General features: G+C 70.9%; 15 protein-coding genes. 4 read left to right on the top strand and 11 right to left on the bottom strand.

Going from position 1 to position 19951, the window contains the following annotated elements; all coding sequences use genetic code 11:
• Positions 1–92 precede the first annotated feature (92 nt).
• From ACZ7L1_RS09205 to ACZ7L1_RS09195, 3 genes are read right to left on the bottom strand one after another with little or no spacing between them, the layout of a single operon-like run.
• Positions 93–2039 carry an ABC transporter permease/substrate-binding protein gene (locus ACZ7L1_RS09205; RefSeq protein ID WP_471435556.1) on the bottom strand — a complete coding sequence of 649 codons (1947 nt, stop codon included), beginning with the start codon at positions 2037–2039 and terminating at the stop codon, positions 93–95.
• Positions 2029–3558 (bottom strand): sugar ABC transporter ATP-binding protein, encoded by a 1530-nt coding sequence (locus ACZ7L1_RS09200; protein WP_471435554.1) that lies wholly within the window; start codon positions 3556–3558, stop codon positions 2029–2031. The genes ACZ7L1_RS09205 and ACZ7L1_RS09200 overlap by 11 nt, the downstream gene beginning before the upstream one ends.
• Positions 3555–4595, bottom strand: coding sequence for a LacI family DNA-binding transcriptional regulator (locus ACZ7L1_RS09195; protein WP_471435553.1), 1041 nt, complete (start codon positions 4593–4595; stop codon positions 3555–3557). The genes ACZ7L1_RS09200 and ACZ7L1_RS09195 overlap by 4 nt, the downstream gene beginning before the upstream one ends.
• Positions 4596–4941: 346 nt before the next feature.
• Here ACZ7L1_RS09195 and recD2 point away from each other — a divergent pair, with 346 nt between their 5' ends.
• On the top strand, positions 4942–7227 hold the full coding sequence (gene recD2 / locus ACZ7L1_RS09190; protein ID WP_471435551.1) for an SF1B family DNA helicase RecD2: 2286 nt from the start codon (positions 4942–4944) through the stop codon (positions 7225–7227).
• A 253-nt stretch (positions 7228–7480) separates the two neighbouring features.
• Positions 7481–8770 carry a citrate synthase gene (locus ACZ7L1_RS09185; protein WP_471435550.1) on the top strand — a complete coding sequence of 430 codons (1290 nt, stop codon included), beginning with the start codon at positions 7481–7483 and terminating at the stop codon, positions 8768–8770.
• Between the two features lie 630 nt (positions 8771–9400).
• On the opposite strand, the gene ACZ7L1_RS09180 is transcribed toward ACZ7L1_RS09185, so the two are convergent.
• Complete coding sequence (locus ACZ7L1_RS09180) at positions 9401–11665, bottom strand: heavy metal translocating P-type ATPase (RefSeq protein WP_471435548.1); 2265 nt, start codon at positions 11663–11665, stop codon at positions 9401–9403.
• Between the two features lie 86 nt (positions 11666–11751).
• Positions 11752–11991 (bottom strand): heavy-metal-associated domain-containing protein, encoded by a 240-nt coding sequence (locus ACZ7L1_RS09175; protein WP_263230015.1) that lies wholly within the window; start codon positions 11989–11991, stop codon positions 11752–11754.
• Between the two features lie 249 nt (positions 11992–12240).
• On the opposite strand from ACZ7L1_RS09175, the gene ACZ7L1_RS09170 reads away from it, so the two are divergent.
• Positions 12241–13284 (top strand): zinc-dependent alcohol dehydrogenase family protein, encoded by a 1044-nt coding sequence (locus ACZ7L1_RS09170; RefSeq protein ID WP_471435547.1) that lies wholly within the window; start codon positions 12241–12243, stop codon positions 13282–13284.
• A 78-nt stretch (positions 13285–13362) separates the two neighbouring features.
• Here the strand turns inward: ACZ7L1_RS09170 and ACZ7L1_RS09165 are convergent, their stop codons facing one another.
• The 4 genes from ACZ7L1_RS09165 to ACZ7L1_RS09150 form a co-directional block, all read right to left on the bottom strand.
• Positions 13363–13563, bottom strand: a complete 201-nt coding sequence (locus ACZ7L1_RS09165; RefSeq protein ID WP_103838731.1) for a helix-turn-helix transcriptional regulator — start codon at positions 13561–13563, stop codon at positions 13363–13365.
• A 346-nt stretch (positions 13564–13909) separates the two neighbouring features.
• Positions 13910–14560 carry a chaplin gene (locus ACZ7L1_RS09160; protein ID WP_471435545.1) on the bottom strand — a complete coding sequence of 217 codons (651 nt, stop codon included), beginning with the start codon at positions 14558–14560 and terminating at the stop codon, positions 13910–13912.
• Positions 14561–14696: 136 nt separating this feature from the next.
• Positions 14697–14888: a chaplin gene (locus ACZ7L1_RS09155; RefSeq protein WP_471435901.1), complete on the bottom strand. Its 192-nt coding sequence runs from the start codon at positions 14886–14888 to the stop codon at positions 14697–14699.
• A gap of 355 nt (positions 14889–15243) precedes the next feature.
• Positions 15244–15654: a rodlin gene (locus ACZ7L1_RS09150; protein ID WP_471435899.1), complete on the bottom strand. Its 411-nt coding sequence runs from the start codon at positions 15652–15654 to the stop codon at positions 15244–15246.
• A gap of 254 nt (positions 15655–15908) precedes the next feature.
• On the opposite strand from ACZ7L1_RS09150, the gene ACZ7L1_RS09145 reads away from it, so the two are divergent.
• Positions 15909–16316: a rodlin gene (locus ACZ7L1_RS09145; RefSeq protein WP_471435543.1), complete on the top strand. Its 408-nt coding sequence runs from the start codon at positions 15909–15911 to the stop codon at positions 16314–16316.
• A 91-nt stretch (positions 16317–16407) separates the two neighbouring features.
• Here the strand turns inward: ACZ7L1_RS09145 and ACZ7L1_RS09140 are convergent, their stop codons facing one another.
• Together ACZ7L1_RS09140 and ACZ7L1_RS09135 are read right to left on the bottom strand one after the other, a co-directional pair.
• Entirely contained in the window at positions 16408–17271 is an 864-nt protein-coding gene (locus ACZ7L1_RS09140) for an ABC transporter permease (protein ID WP_471435541.1), read from the bottom strand.
• Positions 17268–19913 (bottom strand): alpha/beta fold hydrolase, encoded by a 2646-nt coding sequence (locus ACZ7L1_RS09135; protein WP_471435540.1) that lies wholly within the window; start codon positions 19911–19913, stop codon positions 17268–17270. The genes ACZ7L1_RS09140 and ACZ7L1_RS09135 overlap by 4 nt, the downstream gene beginning before the upstream one ends.
• Positions 19914–19951: the final 38 nt, after the last annotated feature.

Here is a 19951-nt window from a genome sequence, read left to right as displayed (position 1 = left end):
CCCGTGGATACGACAAAGCGGTGAATCCGGTGCCACGGCCGCGGGCCGCGCGTGCTGCGCGGCCCGCCGCCGTGGCGACCGGACGGTGCGGATCAGCCGGTGAACCCGGCCACGTTCTCCTTGGTCACCACCTTCACCGGCACCATGACCGTTTCCTCGACCTTCTTGCCCTCAGCGGCCCGCAGCGCGTTGTCGATCGCGATCCGGCCCAGCTGCGAGGGCTGCTGCGCCACCGACGCATACAGCGTGCCCGCCTTGACCGCGGCGAGTCCGTCCGGCTCACCGTCGAAGCCGACGACCTGGACGGACTTCCCGGCCTTCGACCCCAGCGCCTTGATCGCGCCGAGCGCCATCTCGTCGTTCTCGGCGAAGACGCCCTGGATGTCCGGGTGGGCCTGGAGCAGGTTCGTCATCACGTCGAGGCCCTTGGTGCGGTCGAAGTCGGCGGGCTGCTCGGCGACGACCTGGATGCCCGGGTAGGCCTTCAGGCCCTCCGCGAAGCCCGCGCCGCGCTCACGGCTCGCGGACGTCCCGGCCAGACCCTGCAGGATGACGATCTTGCCCTTGCCGCCGAGCTTCTCGGCCAGCGCCTTGGCGCCCAGCTTGCCGCCCTCGACGTTGTCGGAGGCGACCAGCGCGGCCGTCTTCGCCTTGTTGACGCCGCGGTCGACGCCCACGACGGGGACGCCCGCCTTGTTCGCGGCCCGCACCGCCGGGGCCGCGGCGTCCGAGTCCACCGGGTTGACGACGATGGCGCCGAGGCCCGAGCTGGTGAAGTTCTGCAGCTGGTTGGCCTGCTGCGAGGCGTCGTTCTGCGCGTCCGTGACGGTCAGGTCGACGCCCAGCTTCTTCGCCTCCGCCTGCGCGCCCTGCTTGATCTGCACGAAGAAGGGGTTGTTGAGGGTGGACAGCGACAGGCCCACCTTCGGCGTCGTGGAGGACGAGCCGCCGTGCAGGAAGGACATCCCGCCCACCACGGCCACCGCGACCACGGCCGCGAGCGCGTACGTCAGAGTCTGCCGGGCCCGGCCGCCCGGCGAGGTGCCGGCGGCCACCGGGGTGGTCCCGGCCTTGCGGCGCACGGTGTCGAGGAGCACCGCCAGGGCGATCACGACACCGATGACGACCTGCTGCCAGAAGGCGGACACCGACAGGAGGTTGAGGCCGTTGCGCAGCACCGCCAGGATCAGCGCGCCGATCAGCGTGCCCGACGCCTTGCCGGTGCCGCCCGCGAGGGAGGCGCCGCCGATGACGACCGCGGCGATCGCGTCCAGCTCGTAGCCGTTGGCGGCCTGCGGCTGCGCGGAGGACAGGCGCGCGGCGAGCACGATGCCCGCGGCCGCGGCGAACAGACCCGACAGCGCGTAGATCGCGATCTTCTGCTTCTTCACCCGCAGACCCGACAGACGGGCCGCTTCCTCGTTGCCGCCGATCGCGTACATGGAGCGGCCGATGTACGTACGACCGAGGACGAACGCGGTGATCAGGCCCATGACGACCATGACGAGGACCGGCACGGGCAGCCAGCCGCCCAGCGTGTCACCGAGGTGCGACACCGAGTTCGGGAACGCGATCGGGGAGCCCTGCGAGATGACCAGCGACAGACCGCGGCCCACCGACAGCATGGCGAGCGTCGCGATGAACGGCGGGAGCTTCCCGTACGAGATCAGGACGCCGTTGACGAGTCCGGCGGCGAGTCCGGTCGCGATCGCCAGGATCACCGCTATCGCGACGGGGACGCCCGCCGACGTGGCGCTCCAGGCCAGGACGGTGGCCGACAGCGCGGCGACCGAACCCACCGACAGGTCGATGCCCGCCGAGACGATCACGAAGGTGACGCCGAAGGCGAGGATGGCCGTGACGGCCGCCTGGACGCCGATGTTCAGGAGGTTGTCGGTCGTCAGGAAGTCGCCGGACAGCGCCGACATCGCGACGACGAGGACGATCAGCGCGGTGAGCGCGCCGTTGTCGAGCAGGAGTCTGCGGACCCCCGCGGCGCCACCGGCGCCCGCTGTGCTCTTGAGCGTGTCAGTGGCCACGGGTGGCCTCCATTTCGTTCACAGACGTGGTGGGTGTGCTGACGGCGAGCGCCATGACGGAGTCCTGCGTCGCCTCGTCGGCGGTCAGTTCGCCCGCGATCCGGCCCTGGGCCATGACCAGCACCCGGTCGCTCATGCCGAGCACCTCGGGCAGATCGCTGGAGATCATCAGGACGGCGGCGCCCGCGGCCGTGAGTTCGTTGATCAGCTGGTAGATCTCGACCTTGGCGCCGACGTCGATACCGCGCGTCGGCTCGTCGAGGATGAGCACCTTGGTGTTCGCCAGGAGCCACTTGCCGATGACGACCTTCTGCTGGTTGCCACCGGAGAGCGTGCGCACGTGCTGGCCGAGACCGGCCATCCGCACGCGGAGCTGCTCGGCGACCTCGGCCGCGGCGGCGTGCTGCCCCTTGCGGTCGACGAGCCCGCCGCGGGTCGCGGCCCGCATGGTCACGAGCCCGAGGTTCTCCTCGATGGACGCGTCCAGCACGAGGCCCTGACCCTTGCGGTCCTCGGGCACGAGCCCGATCCCGGCCGCCATCGCGGCGTTCACGTCGTACCGGCGCACCTGAGTGCCGGCGACGCGCACGGCTCCCCGGTCATAGGGATCGGCGCCGAACACGGCCCGTACGACCTCCGTACGGCCGGCCCCCACCAGCCCCGCGATGCCGACGACCTCACCGGCCCGCACCTCGAACGACACGTCGTGGAAGACCCCGTCCCGGGTGAGCCCCTCGACGGTGAGCAACGCCGTGCCGGTGTCCGGCCGTTCGCGTGGGTACTGCTGCTCGATCGACCGTCCCACCATGAGGCGCACGAGCTCGTCCTCGGGCGTGGAGGCGGGCACCTGCCCGACGCTCCTGCCGTCGCGGATCACGGTCACCCGGTCCCCGAGAGCGGCGATCTCCTCCAGATGGTGGGTGATGAAGACGATGCCGACGCCGTCCTCGCGCAGTGAGCGCACGATGGCGAACAGCTTCTCGACCTCTTCGGAGGTGAGCACGGCCGTCGGCTCGTCCATGATGAGCACGCGCGCGTTCAGGCTGAGCGCCTTCGCGATCTCGACCATCTGGAGCCGGGCGATGCCCAGTTCACGCACCCGCGCGCGGGGCGACACGTGCACGCCGACGCGTTCGAGGAGTTCGGCGGCGTCCGCCTCCATCTTCTTGCGGTCGATCATGCCGAAGCGGCGCGGCTGGCGGCCCAGGAAGATGTTCTCGGCGACGGTCAGGTCGGGAACGAGGTTGAACTCCTGGTAGATGGTGGCGATCCCGAGGCGCTCGGAGTCCTGCGCACCGTGGATGCGCACCTCCTCGCCGCCGACCAGGATCCGGCCGGCGTCGGGGCGGTAGGCGCCGGAGAGCATCTTGATGAGGGTGCTCTTGCCCGCGCCGTTCTCACCGAGCAGCACGTGCACCTCGCCGCGGCGCAGATCGAAGTCGACGCCGTCCAGCGCGACCACGCCGGGGAAGGTCTTGCGTATGCCTTCGATGCGCAGCAACTCGTCCGGGTTGCTCACGACTGGCTCCTTTGTACGGGGAACTGCACAGCGGGGGCCTGTGCAGGCGGCTCGCCGCACGAGCGGCGTACGACGAGACGGGCGGGGAGGGTGACGGACTCGGGGTGCCGCCCCTCGATGCGGTCGACCAGCGCGCGCACGGCGGCGCGTCCCAGCCGGCCCGTGGGCTGGGCGATCGCGGTGATCGGCGGATCGGTGTGCACGAACCACGGGATGTCGTCGAACGCGGCGAGCGCGATGTCGTCCGGCACCCGCAGCCCGCGCGCCCGGATGGCGTCCAGGGCGCCGAGCGCCATCAGGTTGTCTGCGGCGAAGACGACCTCGGGCGGCTCGGGCAGGTCGAGGAACGCCTCGGTGGCGCGCCGTCCGCTCTCCGCCTGGAAGTCGCCCTGGCCGATGTAGGCGTCCGGGAGGGGAAGCCCGTACTCGGCCAGGGCCTCGCGGAAGGCCTCGACACGCTCACGGCCGGTCGTGGTCGCCGCCGGACCGGCGATGATCGCGAGCCGCCGGTGGCCCAGCCCGTGCAGATGACGGACCAGATCGTGGACGGCGGCGCAGCCGTCGGAGCGTACGACGGGTACGTCGACGCCCGCGATCCACCGGTCGACGAAGACCATCGGGGTGCCGGCCCGTGCGGCGTCCAGCATGAGCGGCGACCCGCCGTCCGTCGGGGAGACGAGCAGTCCGTCGATCCGCCGGTCCAGCAGGTTGCGCACATGGTGGTCCTGGAGGTCGGGCCGCTCGTCGGCGTTGCCGATGATCACGCTGTAGCCGAGGGCGCGGGCCTCCTCCTCGACGGAGCGGGCCAGATGGGTGAAGTACGGGTTGAGTACGTCGCTGATGACCAGGCCGAGGGTGTGGGTCTGGTCGGTGCGCAGGGACCGGGCGACGGCGTTCGGGCGGTAGCCCAGCGCCTCGACGGCGGCCAGCACACGGGTGCGTGCCTCGGCGCTGACCGACGGGTGGTCGTTCAGGACGCGCGACACCGTGGCGACGGAGACCCCCGCCTCGGCGGCGACGTCCTTGATGCTCGCCATCGCCGGACCACCTCCTTGTGAGTCCGTGGAATCGTTTTCACGACTGACAAAGAGGATTGGAATCGATTACATTCCCCCCTTCAAGAGGCGGAGTGAGGGCGAGACCGGATTGTGACCTGTGTGACGGGGGTCACTTGGGGCGAGCGGGCTCGTGGGGTGACGCGGTCGGCAGCGGCGCGGCCGGTGCGGCGGTCGGCAACCTCCTTCGACGCCCCGGTGGTTGAGGGGAGCCACCGCGTGACGTCACGTCAGGGGAGCGTGCGCGGCCGGGAGCTGAACTGCCCTGGCTCACCGTGGTCCCGTCCGCCCGTCCCCGTCTGTCACACCCCGGCGGTAGCGTCGGATCATGACCAAGGAGGCGAGTCGTGCGGGGCGGGCGGAAGCGGCCGGGGGCGGAGAGCGGCGGCTCGCCGTGCTGGAAGGTGTGCTCGAGCGGATCACGTACGCCAACGAGGAGAACGGATACACCGTCGCCCGCGTCGACACCGGCCGCGGCGGAGGTGATCTGCTCACCGTCGTCGGCGCGCTCCTCGGCGCCCAGGTGGGGGAGTCGCTGAGGATGGAGGGGCGCTGGGGGTCGCACCCCCAGTACGGCCGGCAGTTCACCGTGGAGAACTACACGACCGTCCTCCCGGCCACCGTCCAGGGCATCCGCCGTTACCTCGGGTCCGGACTCGTCAAGGGCATCGGGCCCGTCTTCGCCGACCGGATCACCCAGCACTTCGGGCTGGACACCCTGAAGATCATCGAGGAGGAGCCGAAGCGGCTGATCGAGGTCCCCGGTCTCGGCCCCAAGCGCACCAAGAAGATCGCCGACGCCTGGGAGGAGCAGAAGGCGATCAAGGAGGTCATGCTCTTCCTGCAGACCGTCGAGGTGTCCACCTCCATCGCCGTCCGCATCTACAAGAAGTACGGCGACGCCTCCGTCTCCGTCGTCAGGAACCAGCCGTACCGCCTCGCCGCCGACGTCTGGGGCATCGGCTTCCTCACCGCCGACCGCATCGCCCGGTCCGTCGGCATCCCGCACGACAGTCCCGAGCGCGTCAAGGCCGGCCTGCAGTACGCGCTGTCGCAGTCCGCCGACCAGGGGCACTGCTACCTGCCGGAGGAGCGGCTCATTGCGGACGCCGTCAAACTCCTCCAGGTCGACACCGGGCTCGTCATCGAGTGCCTCGCGCAGCTGGCGGCACCCCCCGAGGACGGCGACGACCCCGGTGTCGTACGGGAGAAGGTGCCCGGGCCGGACGGAGGGGACCCCGTGACCGCCGTCTACCTGGTCCCCTTCCACCGCGCCGAACTCTCCCTCTCCGCGCAGCTGCTGCGCCTCCTGCGCACCGACGAGGACCGGATGCCCGCCTTCCGGGACGTGACCTGGGACAAGGCCCTGGGCTGGCTCAAGGGGCGTACGGGCGTCGACCTCGCGCCCGAGCAGGAGCAGGCCGTACGGCTTGCGCTGACCGAGAAGGTCGCCGTCCTCACCGGCGGGCCCGGCTGCGGCAAGTCGTTCACCGTACGGTCCATCGTCGAGCTGGCCCGGGCCAAGCGGGCCAAGGTCGTGCTCGCGGCGCCCACCGGACGCGCCGCCAAGCGCCTGTCCGAGCTGACCGGCGCCGAGGCCTCCACCGTGCACCGGCTGCTGGAGCTGAAGCCCGGCGGCGACGCGGCGTACGACAGGGACCGCCCGCTGGACGCCGACCTGGTCGTGGTCGACGAGGCCTCCATGCTCGACCTGCTGCTCGCCAACAAGCTGGTCAAGGCCGTGCCGCCGGGCGCCCACCTGCTCTTCGTCGGCGACGTCGACCAGCTGCCGAGCGTGGGTGCCGGCGAGGTCCTGCGGGACCTGCTGGCCGACGGCAGCCCGATCCCGGCCGTCCGGCTCACCCGCGTGTTCCGCCAGGCCCAGCAGTCCGGCGTCGTCAGCAACGCGCACCGCATCAACGCCGGACAGCACCCCCTCACCGACGGCCTGAAGGACTTCTTCCTCTTCGTCGAGGACGACACGGAGGAGGCCGGCCGGCTCACCGTGGACGTGGCGGCACGGCGGATCCCGGCCCGCTTCGGCCTCGACCCGCGCCGCGACGTACAGGTGCTCGCGCCCATGCACCGCGGACCCGCCGGTGCGGGCACCCTCAACGGCCTGCTCCAGCAGGCGATCACCCCCGCCCGCCCGGACCTGCCCGAGAAGCGGTTCGGCGGCCGCGTCTTCCGCGTCGGCGACAAGGTGACCCAGATTCGCAACAATTACGAGAAGGGGAAGAACGGTGTCTTCAACGGCACCGTCGGCGTGGTCACCGCGCTCGACCCGGTCGATCAGCGCCTGACGGTGCTGACGGACGAGGACGAGGAGGTGGCGTATGAGTTCGACGAGCTCGACGAGCTGGCCCACGCCTACGCGGTGACGATCCACCGCTCCCAGGGCAGCGAGTATCCGGCGGTGGTCATCCCGGTCACCACCGGAGCCTGGATGATGCTCCAGCGCAATCTGCTCTACACCGCGGTCACCCGGGCCAAGAAGCTGGTGGTGCTCGTCGGTTCACGCAAGGCGATCGGGCAGGCGGTACGCACGGTGTCGGCCGGCCGCCGCTGCACGGCACTGGACTTCAGGCTGTCGCCGCGGCCCCTGGAGAGCTGAGCCCTCCCGTCGACCCGGCGGCCCCGCCCCGCCACCCCGGTCATGGAAAAAAATGATCGATCAAATGAGTCGCGAAGGTCACAGAGCACTTCCGGAACCGGTCGGAGGGGGGCAGGATGAGCAGGTTGACGGCACTCAGTGCCGCCGATGAGCCCAACGGCCGACCCCGAGTGCACTCTCCTGCGCCAAATGGGGGATGGTAGAGACAGTCAGGGCACCTCGAAGATGAGGCACTACGTCGGTGAGGGAAGACGTGAGCGACAACTCTGTAGTACTGCGGTACGACGGCAACGAGTACACCTACCCGGTGGTCGACAGCACCGTCGGTGACAAGGGCTTCGACATCGGCAAGCTCCGCGCCCAGACCGGTCTGGTGACCCTGGACAGCGGCTACGGCAACACCGCCGCCTATAAATCCGCCATCACCTACCTCGACGGCGAGCAGGGCATCCTCCGGTACCGCGGCTACCCGATCGAGCAGCTGGCCGAGCGCTCCACCTTCCTGGAGGTCGCCTACCTGCTGATCAACGGCGAGCTGCCCACGGTCGACGAGCTCTCCGTCTTCAAGAACGACATCACGCAGCACACCCTGCTGCACGAGGACGTCAAGAACTTCTACAAGGGCTTCCCGCGCGACGCCCACCCGATGGCGATGCTGTCCTCGGTGGTCTCGGCGCTGTCCACCTTCTACCAGGACAGCCACAACCCGTTCGACGAGAAGCAGCGCAATCTCTCCACCATCCGGCTGCTCGCCAAGCTTCCGACGATCGCGGCGTACGCCTACAAGAAGTCGATCGGCCACCCGTTCGTCTACCCGCGCAACGACCTCGGCTACGTCGAGAACTTCCTGCGCATGACCTTCTCGGTCCCCGCGCAGGAGTTCGAGCTTGACCCGGTCGTCGTCTCCGCGCTCGACAAGCTGCTGATCCTGCACGCCGACCACGAGCAGAACTGTTCGACCTCCACGGTCCGCCTGGTGGGCTCCTCGCAGGCCAACATGTTCGCCTCGATCTCGGCCGGCATCAACGCACTGTGGGGCCCGCTGCACGGCGGCGCCAACCAGTCCGTCCTGGAGATGCTCGAGGGCATCCGTGACTCCGGCAACGACGTCGACACCTTCATCCGCAAGGTGAAGAACAAGGAGGACGGCGTCCGCCTGATGGGCTTCGGCCACCGGGTCTACAAGAACTTCGACCCGCGCGCCAAGATCATCAAGGCTGCCGCGCACGACGTCCTCTCCGCCCTGGGCAAGGAGGACGAGCTCCTCGACATCGCGCTCAAGCTGGAGGAGCACGCGCTGTCCGACGACTACTTCGTCGAGCGCAAGCTCTACCCGAACGTGGACTTCTACACCGGCCTGATCTACCGCGCCATGGGCTTCCCGACCGAGATGTTCACGGTCCTGTTCGCCCTCGGCCGTCTGCCGGGCTGGATCGCCCAGTGGCACGAGATGATCAAGGAGCCGGGCTCCCGCATCGGCCGCCCGCGCCAGATCTACACCGGCGTGGTCGAGCGCGACTTCGTCCCGGTCGAGGAGCGCTGAGCGGCGCTGCCGCGTAGCTGTCGTACGTACCCGTGGCGTACGCCGTCTTCGTAGAACGGCGTACGCCACGCGGTACGCGCGCATGAGCCAGAAAAGCAGAAGGCGCCCCGGCGCGCCGGTCCCCCCACGGGCCGACGACCAGGGCGCCTTCCCATGTCCCGGTGCGGATTCCCCCCACGGGATCCGGCCGGGCGTCTGTGGGACAGCGCCTGAATCGCTGTGAGCAAAACGAGCAGAACTCGGCATACCACTGCGGTGCGGTCTGCCGGGACGCGTACGGACGGGAGGGCCGCTCAAAGCTCCCCGGTGTACGTGCCCCGGCAACGCAGTTCCCGGGAACGTCCCCCAAGACATCCCCAGATGTCAGTCACGCCCCCCAAGACGCTTCCGACATCGCCAACTTAGACCCACGAACCCTTCCGCTGGTTACGTTCACGTCACTGTGATCTGTGTCTCTTGCGCACCTCCTGAAGATGCGCAAGAGCCTCGACACGTTGATCGAGGCCCCAGCGTAAGGATGGTGCGCGGGCCTTGTGAAGAGCTTATGTGAGGCGCGCGTCCGACTCTAGAGGGACTCTTACCGCTCCGCCCCGGCGACCACGCCGCGAGGTCGGTGTCCCTGCCGCGCCCTCATGAGAACGCCCGCAGCCGCAGGCTGTTCGTGACCACGAACACCGACGAGAAGGCCATGGCCGCACCCGCGATCATGGGGTTGAGGAAGCCCCCCGCGGCCAGCGGCAGGGCAGCCACGTTGTACCCGAAGGCCCACGCCAGGTTGCCCTTGATCGTGGCGAGCGTGCGCCGTGACAGTCGGATCGCGTCCGCGGCCACCAGCAGGTCCCCGCGCACCAGCGTCAGATCGCTCGCCTCGATCGCCGCGTCCGTCCCGGTGCCCATGGCCAGGCCCAGATCGGCGGTGGCGAGGGCGGCCGCGTCGTTGACGCCGTCGCCGACCATGGCGACGGTCCGCCCCTCGCCCTGGAGCCGCCGGACGACGCCGACCTTGTCCTCGGGCAGCACCTCGGCGATCACGTCCGCGCCGTCGATGCCGACGGCCCGTGCCACCGCCTCGGCCACCGCCCGGTTGTCCCCGGTCAGCAGCACCGGCCGCAGCCCCAGCGCGCGCAGGTCCCGTACGGCTTGGACGCTGGTCTCCTTGATCGCATCGGCCACGGTGACGACACCGAGTGCCACACCGTCCCGGACGACCACGACGGCCGTACGTCCCTCCGTCTCGGCCCCGGCCTTCGCGCGGGCCAGCGGCTCCGGGAGTACGCCAGGGAAGCGGCCCACCGTGACCTCGTGTCCCTCGACGCGGCCGCGCACGCCGAGTCCGGGCACGTTCTCGAAGTGCTCCGGCACGGGAAGGTCGCCGATGTGCTTCTGAGCGCCTTCCGCGACCGCCCGGGCGATCGGGTGCTCGGAGGCGTGTTCCAGGGCCCCTGCGAGCCGCAGAACCTCCTTCTCGTCGCTGTCCTCGACGGCGTGCACCTCCTGGAGCGTCATCCGGCCGGTGGTCACTGTTCCGGTCTTGTCCAGGACCACGGTGTCGACCCGCCGTGTGGACTCCAGCACCTCGGGCCCCTTGATCAGGATCCCGAGCTGGGCGCCGCGGCCCGTGCCGACCATCAGGGCGGTCGGGGTGGCGAGGCCCAGCGCGCAGGGGCAGGCGATGATCAGCACCGCGACCGCCGCGGTGAAGGCGGCGACGGTGTCCCCGGTGACGCCGAGCCACACCCCGAAGGTGCCGAGCGCGATCAGCAGCACCACGGGCACGAAGATCCCGGAGATGCGGTCGGCGAGGCGCTGCACCTCGGCCTTGCCGTTCTGCGCGTCCTCCACGAGCCGCGCCATGCGCGCGAGCTGGGTGTCCGCGCCGACCCGGGTCGCCTCGACCACCAGCCGGCCCCCGGCGTTCACGGTCGCGCCGGTCACGGCATCGCCCACCGCCACATCGACCGGCACCGACTCGCCGGTGAGCATGGACGCGTCGACCGCGGACACGCCCTCCACGACGGTCCCGTCGGTGGCGATCTTCTCACCGGGCCGAACCACGAACCGGTCGCCGACGGCCAGCCGCGCCACCGGAACGCGTACCTCACGTCCCTCCCGCAGCACCGCGACGTCCTTCGCGCCCAGTTCGAGCAGCGCCTTCAGGGCCGCGCCCGCGCGCCGCTTGGAGCGGGCCTCCAGGTAGCGGCCGAGCAGGATGAACGCGACGACACCGGCGGCCACCTCGAGGTAGATCGTGGACGCCCCGTCCGTGCGGGAGACGGTGAGCTCGAAGCCGTGGCGCATACCGGGCATCCCCGCCTGCCCCCAGAACAGCGCCCACAGCGACCAGCCGAAGGCGGCGAGCGTGCCGACCGAGACGAGTGTGTCCATGGTGGCCGCGCCGTGCCGGGCACCTGTGAACGCCGCCTTGTGGAACGGCAGTGCGCCCCATACGACGACGGGTGAGGCGAGGGTGAGCGAGAGCCACTGCCAGTTGTCGAACTGCAGGGCCGGAACCATCGCGAGCAGCACGACGGGCAGGGCGAGCAGCGCGGAGACGGTCAGGCGCTGACGGAGAGCGGCGAGCTCCGGGTCTTCTTCGAGCCCCGCGGGATCCTCGGTCCCGGCGGGCCGTTCCCGTTGCGGCGGCGGGGGTTCCTCGGCGGTGTAGCCCGTCTTCACCACCGTGGCGATCAGATCGGCGACCTGGACGCCCTCGGGGTAGGAGATCTTCGCCTTCTCCGTCGCGAAGTTGACCGTGGCGGTGACGCCGTCCATCCGGTTGAGCTTCTTCTCGACACGGGCCGCGCAGGAGGCGCAGGTCATACCGCCGATCGTGAGCTCGACCTCGGAACGCGCGGTCGTGTCGTTCATCGGGGCTGGTGCTGTGGTGCTGGTCATGTCCGGACTCCAGACAACGGACCGGGCCGTGCGGAGCCAGTATCAGCTGGTCGGTACGGCCCGGTGCGGTGGGCGATGCCGGTGGTTCAGGCCTTGCCGACGAGCTCGAAGCCCGCCTCGTCGACCGCGGCGCGCACGGCCTCGTCGTCGAGGGGGGCGGCGGAGACGACCGTGACCTCGCCGGTGGACGCGACGGCGGTGACCGAGGTGACGCCGTCGATGCCGGAGATCTCGCCGGAGACGGAGCCTTCACAGTGCCCGCAGCTCATCCCGCTCACCTTGTAGACGGTCGTCACGGAACCCGGGGTGTCGGTCTGCGCGGTCATGGCATTACTCCTCAGGGGGAGGCGTGTGGGACTTACGAGAATCACACTATACCCCCTGGGGGTACCTGACGAGGGGAGGTGGGGGTGCGTCGGCGGGGCGCGTTCGGTTCGGCAGCCGTCAGCGGGGATCGCGTCCTGGTGCGGAGGGGAGGCGAGGAGGCCCGGGGACGGGACGCGGGTGGGGCACTAGCGTTCGGCAGGAGACGATCTCCGGGGCAGGGATCGCGGACATGGCGGAGGGTCGGTCGTATGCGTGCGGTGGTGTTCGAGCGGTACGGGGAGCGGGCCGAGGTGCGTGAGGTGGCGGACCCGGAGCCGTCCGAGCACGGGGCCGTGGTGCGGGTCGAGGCGACGGGGCTGTGCCGCAGCGACTGGCACGGCTGGATGGGGCACGACCCGGACGTCAGGCTCCCGCACGTGCCCGGCCATGAACTCGCCGGTGTCGTCGAGGCGGTCGGCGCCCGGGTGACGCGCTGGCGGCCCGGCGACCGGGTCACGGTGCCGTTCGTCTGCGCCTGCGGGAGCTGTCCGTCCTGTGCGGCGGGCGACCAGCAGGTGTGCGAGCGGCAGACCCAGCCGGGGTTCACACACTGGGGGTCCTTCGCACAGTACGTGGCGCTGGAGCACGCGGACGTGAACCTGGTCGCGGTGCCGCAGGAGATGTCGTTCCGGACGGCGGCGGCGCTCGGGTGCCGGTTCGCCACGGCGTTCCGGGCGGTCGTCCAGCAGGGTCGGCCGGCCGCGGGGGAGTGGGTCGCCGTGCACGGCTGCGGGGGTGTCGGACTGTCGGCGGTGATGATCGCGGCGGCCGTGGGGGCGCGGGTCGTGGCCGTCGACGTGTCGCCCCAGGCCCTTGACCTGGCGCGGAAGTTCGGCGCGGTGGAATGTGTGGACGGGACCGGCACCGACGACACGGCTGAAGCAGTCCGGACCCTGACCGGCGGCGGCGCCCACGTCTCCCTCGACGCGCTCGGCTCCCCGGCGACGTGCGCCGCGTCGGTGAACGGACTGCGGCGCCGCGGACGTCACGTCCAGGTCGGCCTGCTGCCCGCCCCGAACGGCACCACCTCCGTCCCCATGTCCCGGGTGATCGCCCTGGAACTGGAGATCCTCGGCAGCCACGGCATGGCGGCACACACGTATCCGCCGATGCTGGAACTGGTCCGCTCCGGCGCCGTGCGCCCCGACCTCCTGGTCACGTCGGCCATCCCGCTGGCCGCGTCCCCCGAGGCGCTGGCGGCCATGGGTTCGACACCGGGGCAGGGAGTGACGGTCATCGAGCCGTGGAGCTGAGCCGGCCTGTCACCGGCGGCGACAGCCGGGTGGCCCGTCCCGACCGGGACGGGCCACCCGGAGGCACCGGGGAGGCGGTCAGGGCTCTCCGCGGCCGCGGTTGCCCGGGCGCGAGGCCACCCAGGCCCGGACCGTGTCGGCGTACCAGTAGGGCTTTCCGCCCTCCACATGGTCCGGTGGTGGAAGCAGCCCGTGCTTGCGGTAGGACCTGACGGTGTCCGGCTGCACGCTGATGTGGGCGGCGATCTCCTTGTAGGACCAGAGGCGACGGTCGGTCATCTTCAAGCACCTCCTCGCGCACGCCACGGCGGCGACCGGAGGGAGGTCGTCGGGGGAGCCGGGCCCGCGCTGGCGATCACAAAGCCTGTGCCGGGTCAACGAACCGCGGCGCTCGTCGGAAAGGGCCTGTGAACCGGCTGTGACAGAAGGCCCGCACAGCCGCGACATGCGTGACCGGAGGGAGTTCTTTGTGACACGGGTGGCGCATCGGGGCGGAAGTGCCTGCGAGGATGAACGGCCCAGGGGCGGCGCCCGGAGTGGACGCCGCCCCTGGGCGGTCAACTGAGGAAGTGACGGGTGAACGACGGCATGGGTGCCGGACGCGGCACGCCCGGCACCCGGCGCGCTACCGGCGGGAGCCGACCCGCCCCCGTCGGTACAGGATGAGCCCGCCGGTCAGCATCGCGACGCTGACGGCCGAGGCCGCGAGGAGACCCTCACTGCCGGTCTCGGCCAGCGCGGGCAGGGTGTGCGAGGCCGCGACGGGCCGCACGCCGGCCCGCGGGATGTTCGCCTGGGGGACACCTGCCTGGGGCGGCAGCGTCCCTTCCGGCGGGGTCGTCCCGGTGCCCGGCGGTTGGCTGCCCTGTCCCGTGCCCGGCGTCTGGGGCGTCGCTCCGGAGCCCGGCGGGTTCGTGGTGCCGGACCCCGACGGGGTGGTCGGGGTGCCGGAACCGTTGCCGCGCGGCGGCGTCTGCACCGGGACGGTCGGGGTGGGGGCGGGGGTCACGGGTGCAGGGGATGCCGTGGCGCCCCGGCCGTTGGCGCAGGCGTTGCCGAACGCCGGGTTCAGCACGGCGATCACGTTGACCGTGTTGCCGCAGACATTGACGGGGACGTTCACGGGGGCCTGGACGGTGTTGCCGGACGCGAGGCCCGGTGATCCGGACGTCGAGCCGTTGGCGCTCGAATCGGCGAACACCGGGCTGCCGCACAGGGACAGAATGCCCGTCGCGGCGGCCGCCGCGACCATTCCCCTGTTCAGGGTCTGTCGCAATCTCGTTGTCTTCCTGCTGGTAGAGGTGGGAGAAGTGGTAAAGCCGGCCCTGGAACCGAGAAGAGCAGTCCAAGGCCGGCCGTGACACAGCCGGACGGCTGGTGTGTGACGACCTCAGCCGTGCGCGGCCATTGCGTCAGGTGTTGGAGCACGCGTTGCCGGACGTGGGGTTCAGCAGCGCGATGATGTTGAGGCTGTTGCCGCAGACGTTGACGGGCACGTGCACGGGAACCTGGATGACGTTCCCGGACAGGACTCCCGGGGAGTTGGTCGCGGACGCCTCGGCTCCGGAGTCCGCCATGGCCGGGGCGGCCATTCCCAGAGTCATGATGGCGCCGGCCACGACGGCGGCGCTCTTCTTGTGCTTCACGGAGTTTCCCTTCTGTGCGGTCGTGCCCCTGTGACGGCCGAAACCGAGCGAGCACAATTCGAAACGGCTCGCCGCACGACCTGCATCTGTGAAACGAGGAATAGACGGCCGAAGCAACTCCCTCGCACGGGCCGCCGCGCAATTCACCCGAACGCCGATCGTGAATACACACGAAAGGCGAGGCGGGCCGTCCGCGTGGCTTTGTGCGATCGAGAGTCATTCGCGAGGATGCCGGGAAAAGAAGAATGTGCACAACGGCCCGTGTCCGGGCCGCCCGAAGCCCCCGGGGCGGCCGGCCGGTGGGCGAAGGCGGTCAGCTGTTGCCGGTGCCGTTCGCGGACAGGACCGGAACGTCGTCCAGGACGTGCGACAGCGGCTCGTCGCCCTTGGCCTGGGTGGAGTTCTCGGTGCACTGCTGGTTCTGCGACGCCGACAGGACCGGGACGTCCTGCACGGCGACCGGCACTACGCCGACGAGCGAACCCGCGTTGGCCTTGGCCGGCACACCGAGGCAGAGCTTGTTCAGGGAGCCCTGCACCAGGGACAGCTGCGGGCTCATGGCGCCCGAGGTGGCCGCGTTGCCGAACGACTCCGAGACGGTGTTCGAGTTGGTGGACGTGGTCCCGGTGTCGTCACCGAGCGCCAGCGCCTGCGGAGCGGCCGCCGCCGAGACGCCCACCACGGAAGCGGCGACCGCCGCCGCGGCCATCGCCTTCTTGAACATGTCGGTTCCCTTCCTGACAGAAGACACGGGTTCCTGCTCTGCGACCAACCCGGCACCCGCGAATTGGTTTCGGCCATTCACCCGGTCGGGCCCGCCCTGCGGGCAGTAATTCTGGAAATACGCGCCCGCCGTACGGGTTCGCCCGCGCCTCTCGATATCGGCCATCGGAGTGAAGGGGAGCAACCACGACACCGTGCGGCAGTTGTCCAGAGCGCTCCGGTGGACGGGGTTTCTCCAGAAGGGACTAGCAAGTGATGAAGAGGTTCATGGCCGCCGCGGCGGTCGCTGCTTCCGTGGTGGGCGTCTCGGCGGCGGCCGCTCCCCAGGCGCTGGCGCTCGGTGACGACACCGGGACGACGTCCACCAACGGCAACACCTCGACGCAGCAGTACGGCAACTCGGCCACCTACGGCACGATGAGCCCCCAGATGGCGCTCATCCAGGGCTCGCTGAACAAGCCCTGTGTCGGTGTGCCGGCGAAGGTCAACGCCGGTTCGCTCGTCGGCGTCGTGCCGGTCGCCGTGCAGGACGTCCCGGTCCTGTCCGCTCCGCAGAACCAGCAGTGCACCGAGAACTCCACCCAGGCCAAGGGCGACGAGCCGCTGTCGCACATCCTGGACGACGTTCCGGTCCTGTCCGCGAACGGCACCAACAACGGCTGAGTCCGGCGCACGAGGAGCGGCCCGCCGAGTGATTCGGCGGGCCGCTCCCGTATGCGCCCCGGCCGTTGTGCTCCGGGGATGTCCGGCCGTTCTACGAGACGACGTCCTTGCGGGCGAAACCGCGGAAGGCCAGGGCGAACAGCACGAGCGCGTACGTCACCGAGATCGCCGTGCCCTGGACCATGCCGGCCCACTCCGGTTGGGTCTGCACCGCGTCGGCCCAGGCGAACTGCCAGTGCGCCGGCAGGAAGTCGCGCCAGTGGCCCAGAGCGGTGACCGCGTCCAGCACGTTCCCCACGATGGTGAGCCCGACCGCGCCGCCCACCGCGCCCAGCGGGGCGTCCGTCTTCGTCGACAGCCAGAACGCGAGCCCGGCCGTGACCAGTTGGGACACGAAGATGTACGCCACCACGACGAGGAGCCGCTGAGCCGCCGTGCCCGGGGAGAGGGAGCCGCCGGTCGGTATCTCCAGCGGCCCCCAGCCGTAGGCGGCCGTACCCACCGCGAGCGCGACGACCGGCAGCAGCACCATGGCCGCGAGGCTCATGCCGAGTCCGACCGCGAGCTTGGACCACAGCAGGCGGGCGCGGGGGACGGGCGCCGCGAGCAGATAGCGCAGCGAGGACCAGCTCGCCTCCGAGGCGACCGTGTCACCGCAGAACAGGGCCACCGGGATGACCAGCAGGAACCCGGCGGAGACGAACAGGTTCACCGCGGCGAAGTTGGCACCCGACGCCGTCGCCGTGTCCATCAGCGTCACCTGGCCGTTGCGCGAGCCCGGGTCGCCGCCGATGGCGAACGCGACGGCCAGCACGAACGGCAGCAGGGCCAGGATGGCGCCCATCACGAGGGTGCGGCGCCGCTTCAACTGCCGGACGAGCTCCACGCGCAGCGGCAGCGTCCGCCGCGCCCGGTACCCGTCGGCCGTCTCCGCCCGCTCGGCGAGCGCACTCATGCGGAACCTCCGATCAGGGTCAGGAAGGCGTCCTCCAGACGCCGGTGGGGGCCCACGGACTCCACGGGGACGTCCAGCCGCACCAGCTCCGCGACCAGCCGCCGCGCGCTGCCGCCCGCGTCGAGCCGGACCAGCAGTCCGTCCTCCGTGCGCACCGCCGAGGCGACGCCCGACAGCGCGCCCACCTTCTCGACGAGGGGTTCCTCCACGGGTGCGGCGGTGCCGACGAGCAGGGTGTCGCCCGAGCCGATGATCTCCTTGACCGGGCCCGCCCGGAGCAGTCGGCCGCGGTCCATGACCACCAGGTGGGTGCAGGACTGCTCCACTTCCGCCAACAGGTGGCTGGAGACGATGACCGTGCGGCCGCCCGCCGCGTACCGGATCATGACCTCGCGCATCTCGCGGATCTGCGGCGGGTCCAGGCCGTTGGTCGGCTCGTCCAGGATCAGCAGGTCCGGCAGGCCGAGCATCGCCTGCGCGATGGCGAGGCGCTGCCGCATGCCCTGGGAGTACGTGCGCACCGCGCGCTCCAGCGCGTCGCCGAGCCCCGCGATCTCCAGCGCCTCGTCCAGGTGCGCGTCCTCGGCCGGGCGGCCCGTCGCCCGCCAGTACAGCTCGAGATTCTCCCGGCCGGACAGGTGCGGCAGGAAGCCGGCGCCCTCCACGAAGGCCCCGACCCGTGACAGCACCGGGGCACCGGGGCGCACCGCGTGGCCGAAGACGCGGATCTCGCCGCCGTCCGGCCGGATCAGGCCCATCAGCATGCGCAGCGTGGTCGTCTTGCCCGCGCCGTTCGGCCCCAGCAGGCCCAGCACCTGTCCCGTCTCCACGCGGAAGGACAGGTCCCTGACCGCATACCGGTCCGCCGACTTCGCGTACCGCTTGCTCAGGCCGGTGATCTGCAGTGGCACCTCCGCCAGCGCGGGGTCGGGCGCGGGTGCCGTCGTACGGCGGCGGGCCGTGAGCAGCAGGGCTGCCGCGACGACCGCACCGGTCACCGGCAGCCACCACACCCAGGAGGGGAGCGGGGCCGCAGCGGTCGCGACCCCGGGTGCCGTCGGCACCTTCAGTCCGCTCTTCAGGGAGACCGTGTACGTGGCGGGGGCGGTAGGGGAGGCGTAGCCGAGGTCCGTGGAGGCGAGGACCAGCCGCAGCCGGTGTTCCTTCTGCACCTCGTGGTCGACGGCGGGCAGGGTCAGCGTGACGTCCTTGCCGGCCTTCGCTCCCTCCACCCGGACCGGGGCGACCAGTTGCGAGGGCAGCACCGGCTGTCCCTTGCCGGGGCCGATGTCGTACACCTTTCCGAACAGCACGGCGTCGTCGCTCGTCGACGTGACATGCACCGTCACGGTCGGCGAGCCGGTGATCCACAGGTCCTGGCGCACGGGACGCGAGTCGAACCGCGCGTACTGTCCGGGGAAGTCGAGCGACACCCCGACGCCCAGCGACGACAGCTGGGCGAGGCCGCCGGAGCCGCCGAGGCCGGGCAGCGCGGAGACCGCGGGCGGGGTGGCGCCGGCCGGGTTGGTGAAGCGCTGCTGACGGCCGCTGAGCTCGACCGTCCGCTGCCCGCTCTCCAGCCCCGGGTACGAGGCGCCGCTCGCACCCCTCAACTGGGCCGCGCCGTCCGTGGAGTCGATGCCGCCGGTGCGGGTGATCCGGAAGGCGGGCCCCGTGTCGACGCCCTTGTCGCCCTTCAGGTAGCGGTCGAACCAGGCGGTGTCACGGGCCAGCACGCGGCTGGTCTCCATGTCCCCGCCGTCGTGACCGCCCGCGATCCAGTCGACGTCCGCGGCGGCGCCGTTGGCCCGGATCACCCGGGCTGCCGCGTCCGCCTGGCCGAGCGGGAACAGCGAGTCGGACTGGCCCTGCACCAGCAGGGTGGGCACCTTGATGTCCTTGCCCACGGCGGACGGCGAACGCGCCTGGAGCAGGGCACGCGCCTGGGCGTCCGGCTGGCCGGACTCGGCGACCCGCTCGTACATCCGGCACAGCTCGGCGGTGAACTCGGCACAACCGCCGCCGGAGTTCACGAAGACGCCGGCCCACAGCTTCTTGAACACGCCGTTCGGGAACAGGGCGTCCGCCAGGTTCCAGTACGTGATCGCCGGGGCGATGGCGTCCACCCGGTGGTCGTACCCCGCGGCCAGCAGCGCGATCGCCCCGCCGTAGGACGCGCCGGCCATCCCCACGCGCGGATCGCCCGGCTTGTCCAGCTGGACCTCCGGACGCTTCGCCAGCCAGTCGATGAGCCGGGAGACATCGGCGACCTCGCCCTTCGGGTCGTTCAGCCCGATCTTCCCCGTGGACCTGCCGAAGCCGCGCGCCGACCAGGTCAGCACCGCGTACCCGTCCCGGGCGAGTGTGATGGCCTGGTCCGTCATGTCGTCCTTGCTGCCGCCGAAGCCGTGCGCGAGCAGGACGGCCGGGCGGCGGCCGGCGGATCCGGAGGTGAAGAAAGAGGTGTCGATGCGTACTCCGCCGCCCATGTCCATGACTCTGTCGGTGCGGTGCACGGCCGGCGCGTCGTCCGAAGCTGCGGCCGTCCACGTCCCGACACCGGCCAGCACGAGGAGGACCGCGACCACGGCGGCCACGGCCCCTCGGCGCAGCCCACGGAATGCGGGCAGTCGAAGATCCATGCGTCAACGGTAAAGGCCGCCACCGACAACCGGGGCAG

Source organism: Streptomyces sp. NPDC107546 (assembly GCF_055639175.1).
Note: the sequence above shows the minus strand (reverse complement) of the source record. Positions and strands in the feature narration are given on the sequence as shown.

Bases quoted from the DNA above. Each gene is read 5' to 3' on its own strand.
- ACZ7L1_RS09195 (WP_471435553.1), bottom strand. From the start codon at position 4,595: ATGGCGAGCATCAAGGACGTCGCCGCCGAGGCGGGGGTCTCCGTCGCC.
- recD2 (WP_471435551.1), top strand. From the start codon at position 4,942: ATGACCAAGGAGGCGAGTCGTGCGGGGCGGGCGGAAGCGGCCGGGGGC.
- ACZ7L1_RS09180 (WP_471435548.1), bottom strand. From the start codon at position 11,665: ATGACCAGCACCACAGCACCAGCCCCGATGAACGACACGACCGCGCGT.
- ACZ7L1_RS09175 (WP_263230015.1), bottom strand. From the start codon at position 11,991: ATGACCGCGCAGACCGACACCCCGGGTTCCGTGACGACCGTCTACAAG.
- ACZ7L1_RS09170 (WP_471435547.1), top strand. From the start codon at position 12,241: ATGCGTGCGGTGGTGTTCGAGCGGTACGGGGAGCGGGCCGAGGTGCGT.
- ACZ7L1_RS09165 (WP_103838731.1), bottom strand. From the start codon at position 13,563: ATGACCGACCGTCGCCTCTGGTCCTACAAGGAGATCGCCGCCCACATC.
- ACZ7L1_RS09155 (WP_471435901.1), bottom strand. From the start codon at position 14,888: ATGACTCTGGGAATGGCCGCCCCGGCCATGGCGGACTCCGGAGCCGAG.
- ACZ7L1_RS09150 (WP_471435899.1), bottom strand. From the start codon at position 15,654: ATGTTCAAGAAGGCGATGGCCGCGGCGGCGGTCGCCGCTTCCGTGGTG.
- ACZ7L1_RS09145 (WP_471435543.1), top strand. From the start codon at position 15,909: ATGAAGAGGTTCATGGCCGCCGCGGCGGTCGCTGCTTCCGTGGTGGGC.
- ACZ7L1_RS09140 (WP_471435541.1), bottom strand. From the start codon at position 17,271: ATGAGTGCGCTCGCCGAGCGGGCGGAGACGGCCGACGGGTACCGGGCG.
- ACZ7L1_RS09135 (WP_471435540.1), bottom strand. From the start codon at position 19,913: ATGGATCTTCGACTGCCCGCATTCCGTGGGCTGCGCCGAGGGGCCGTG.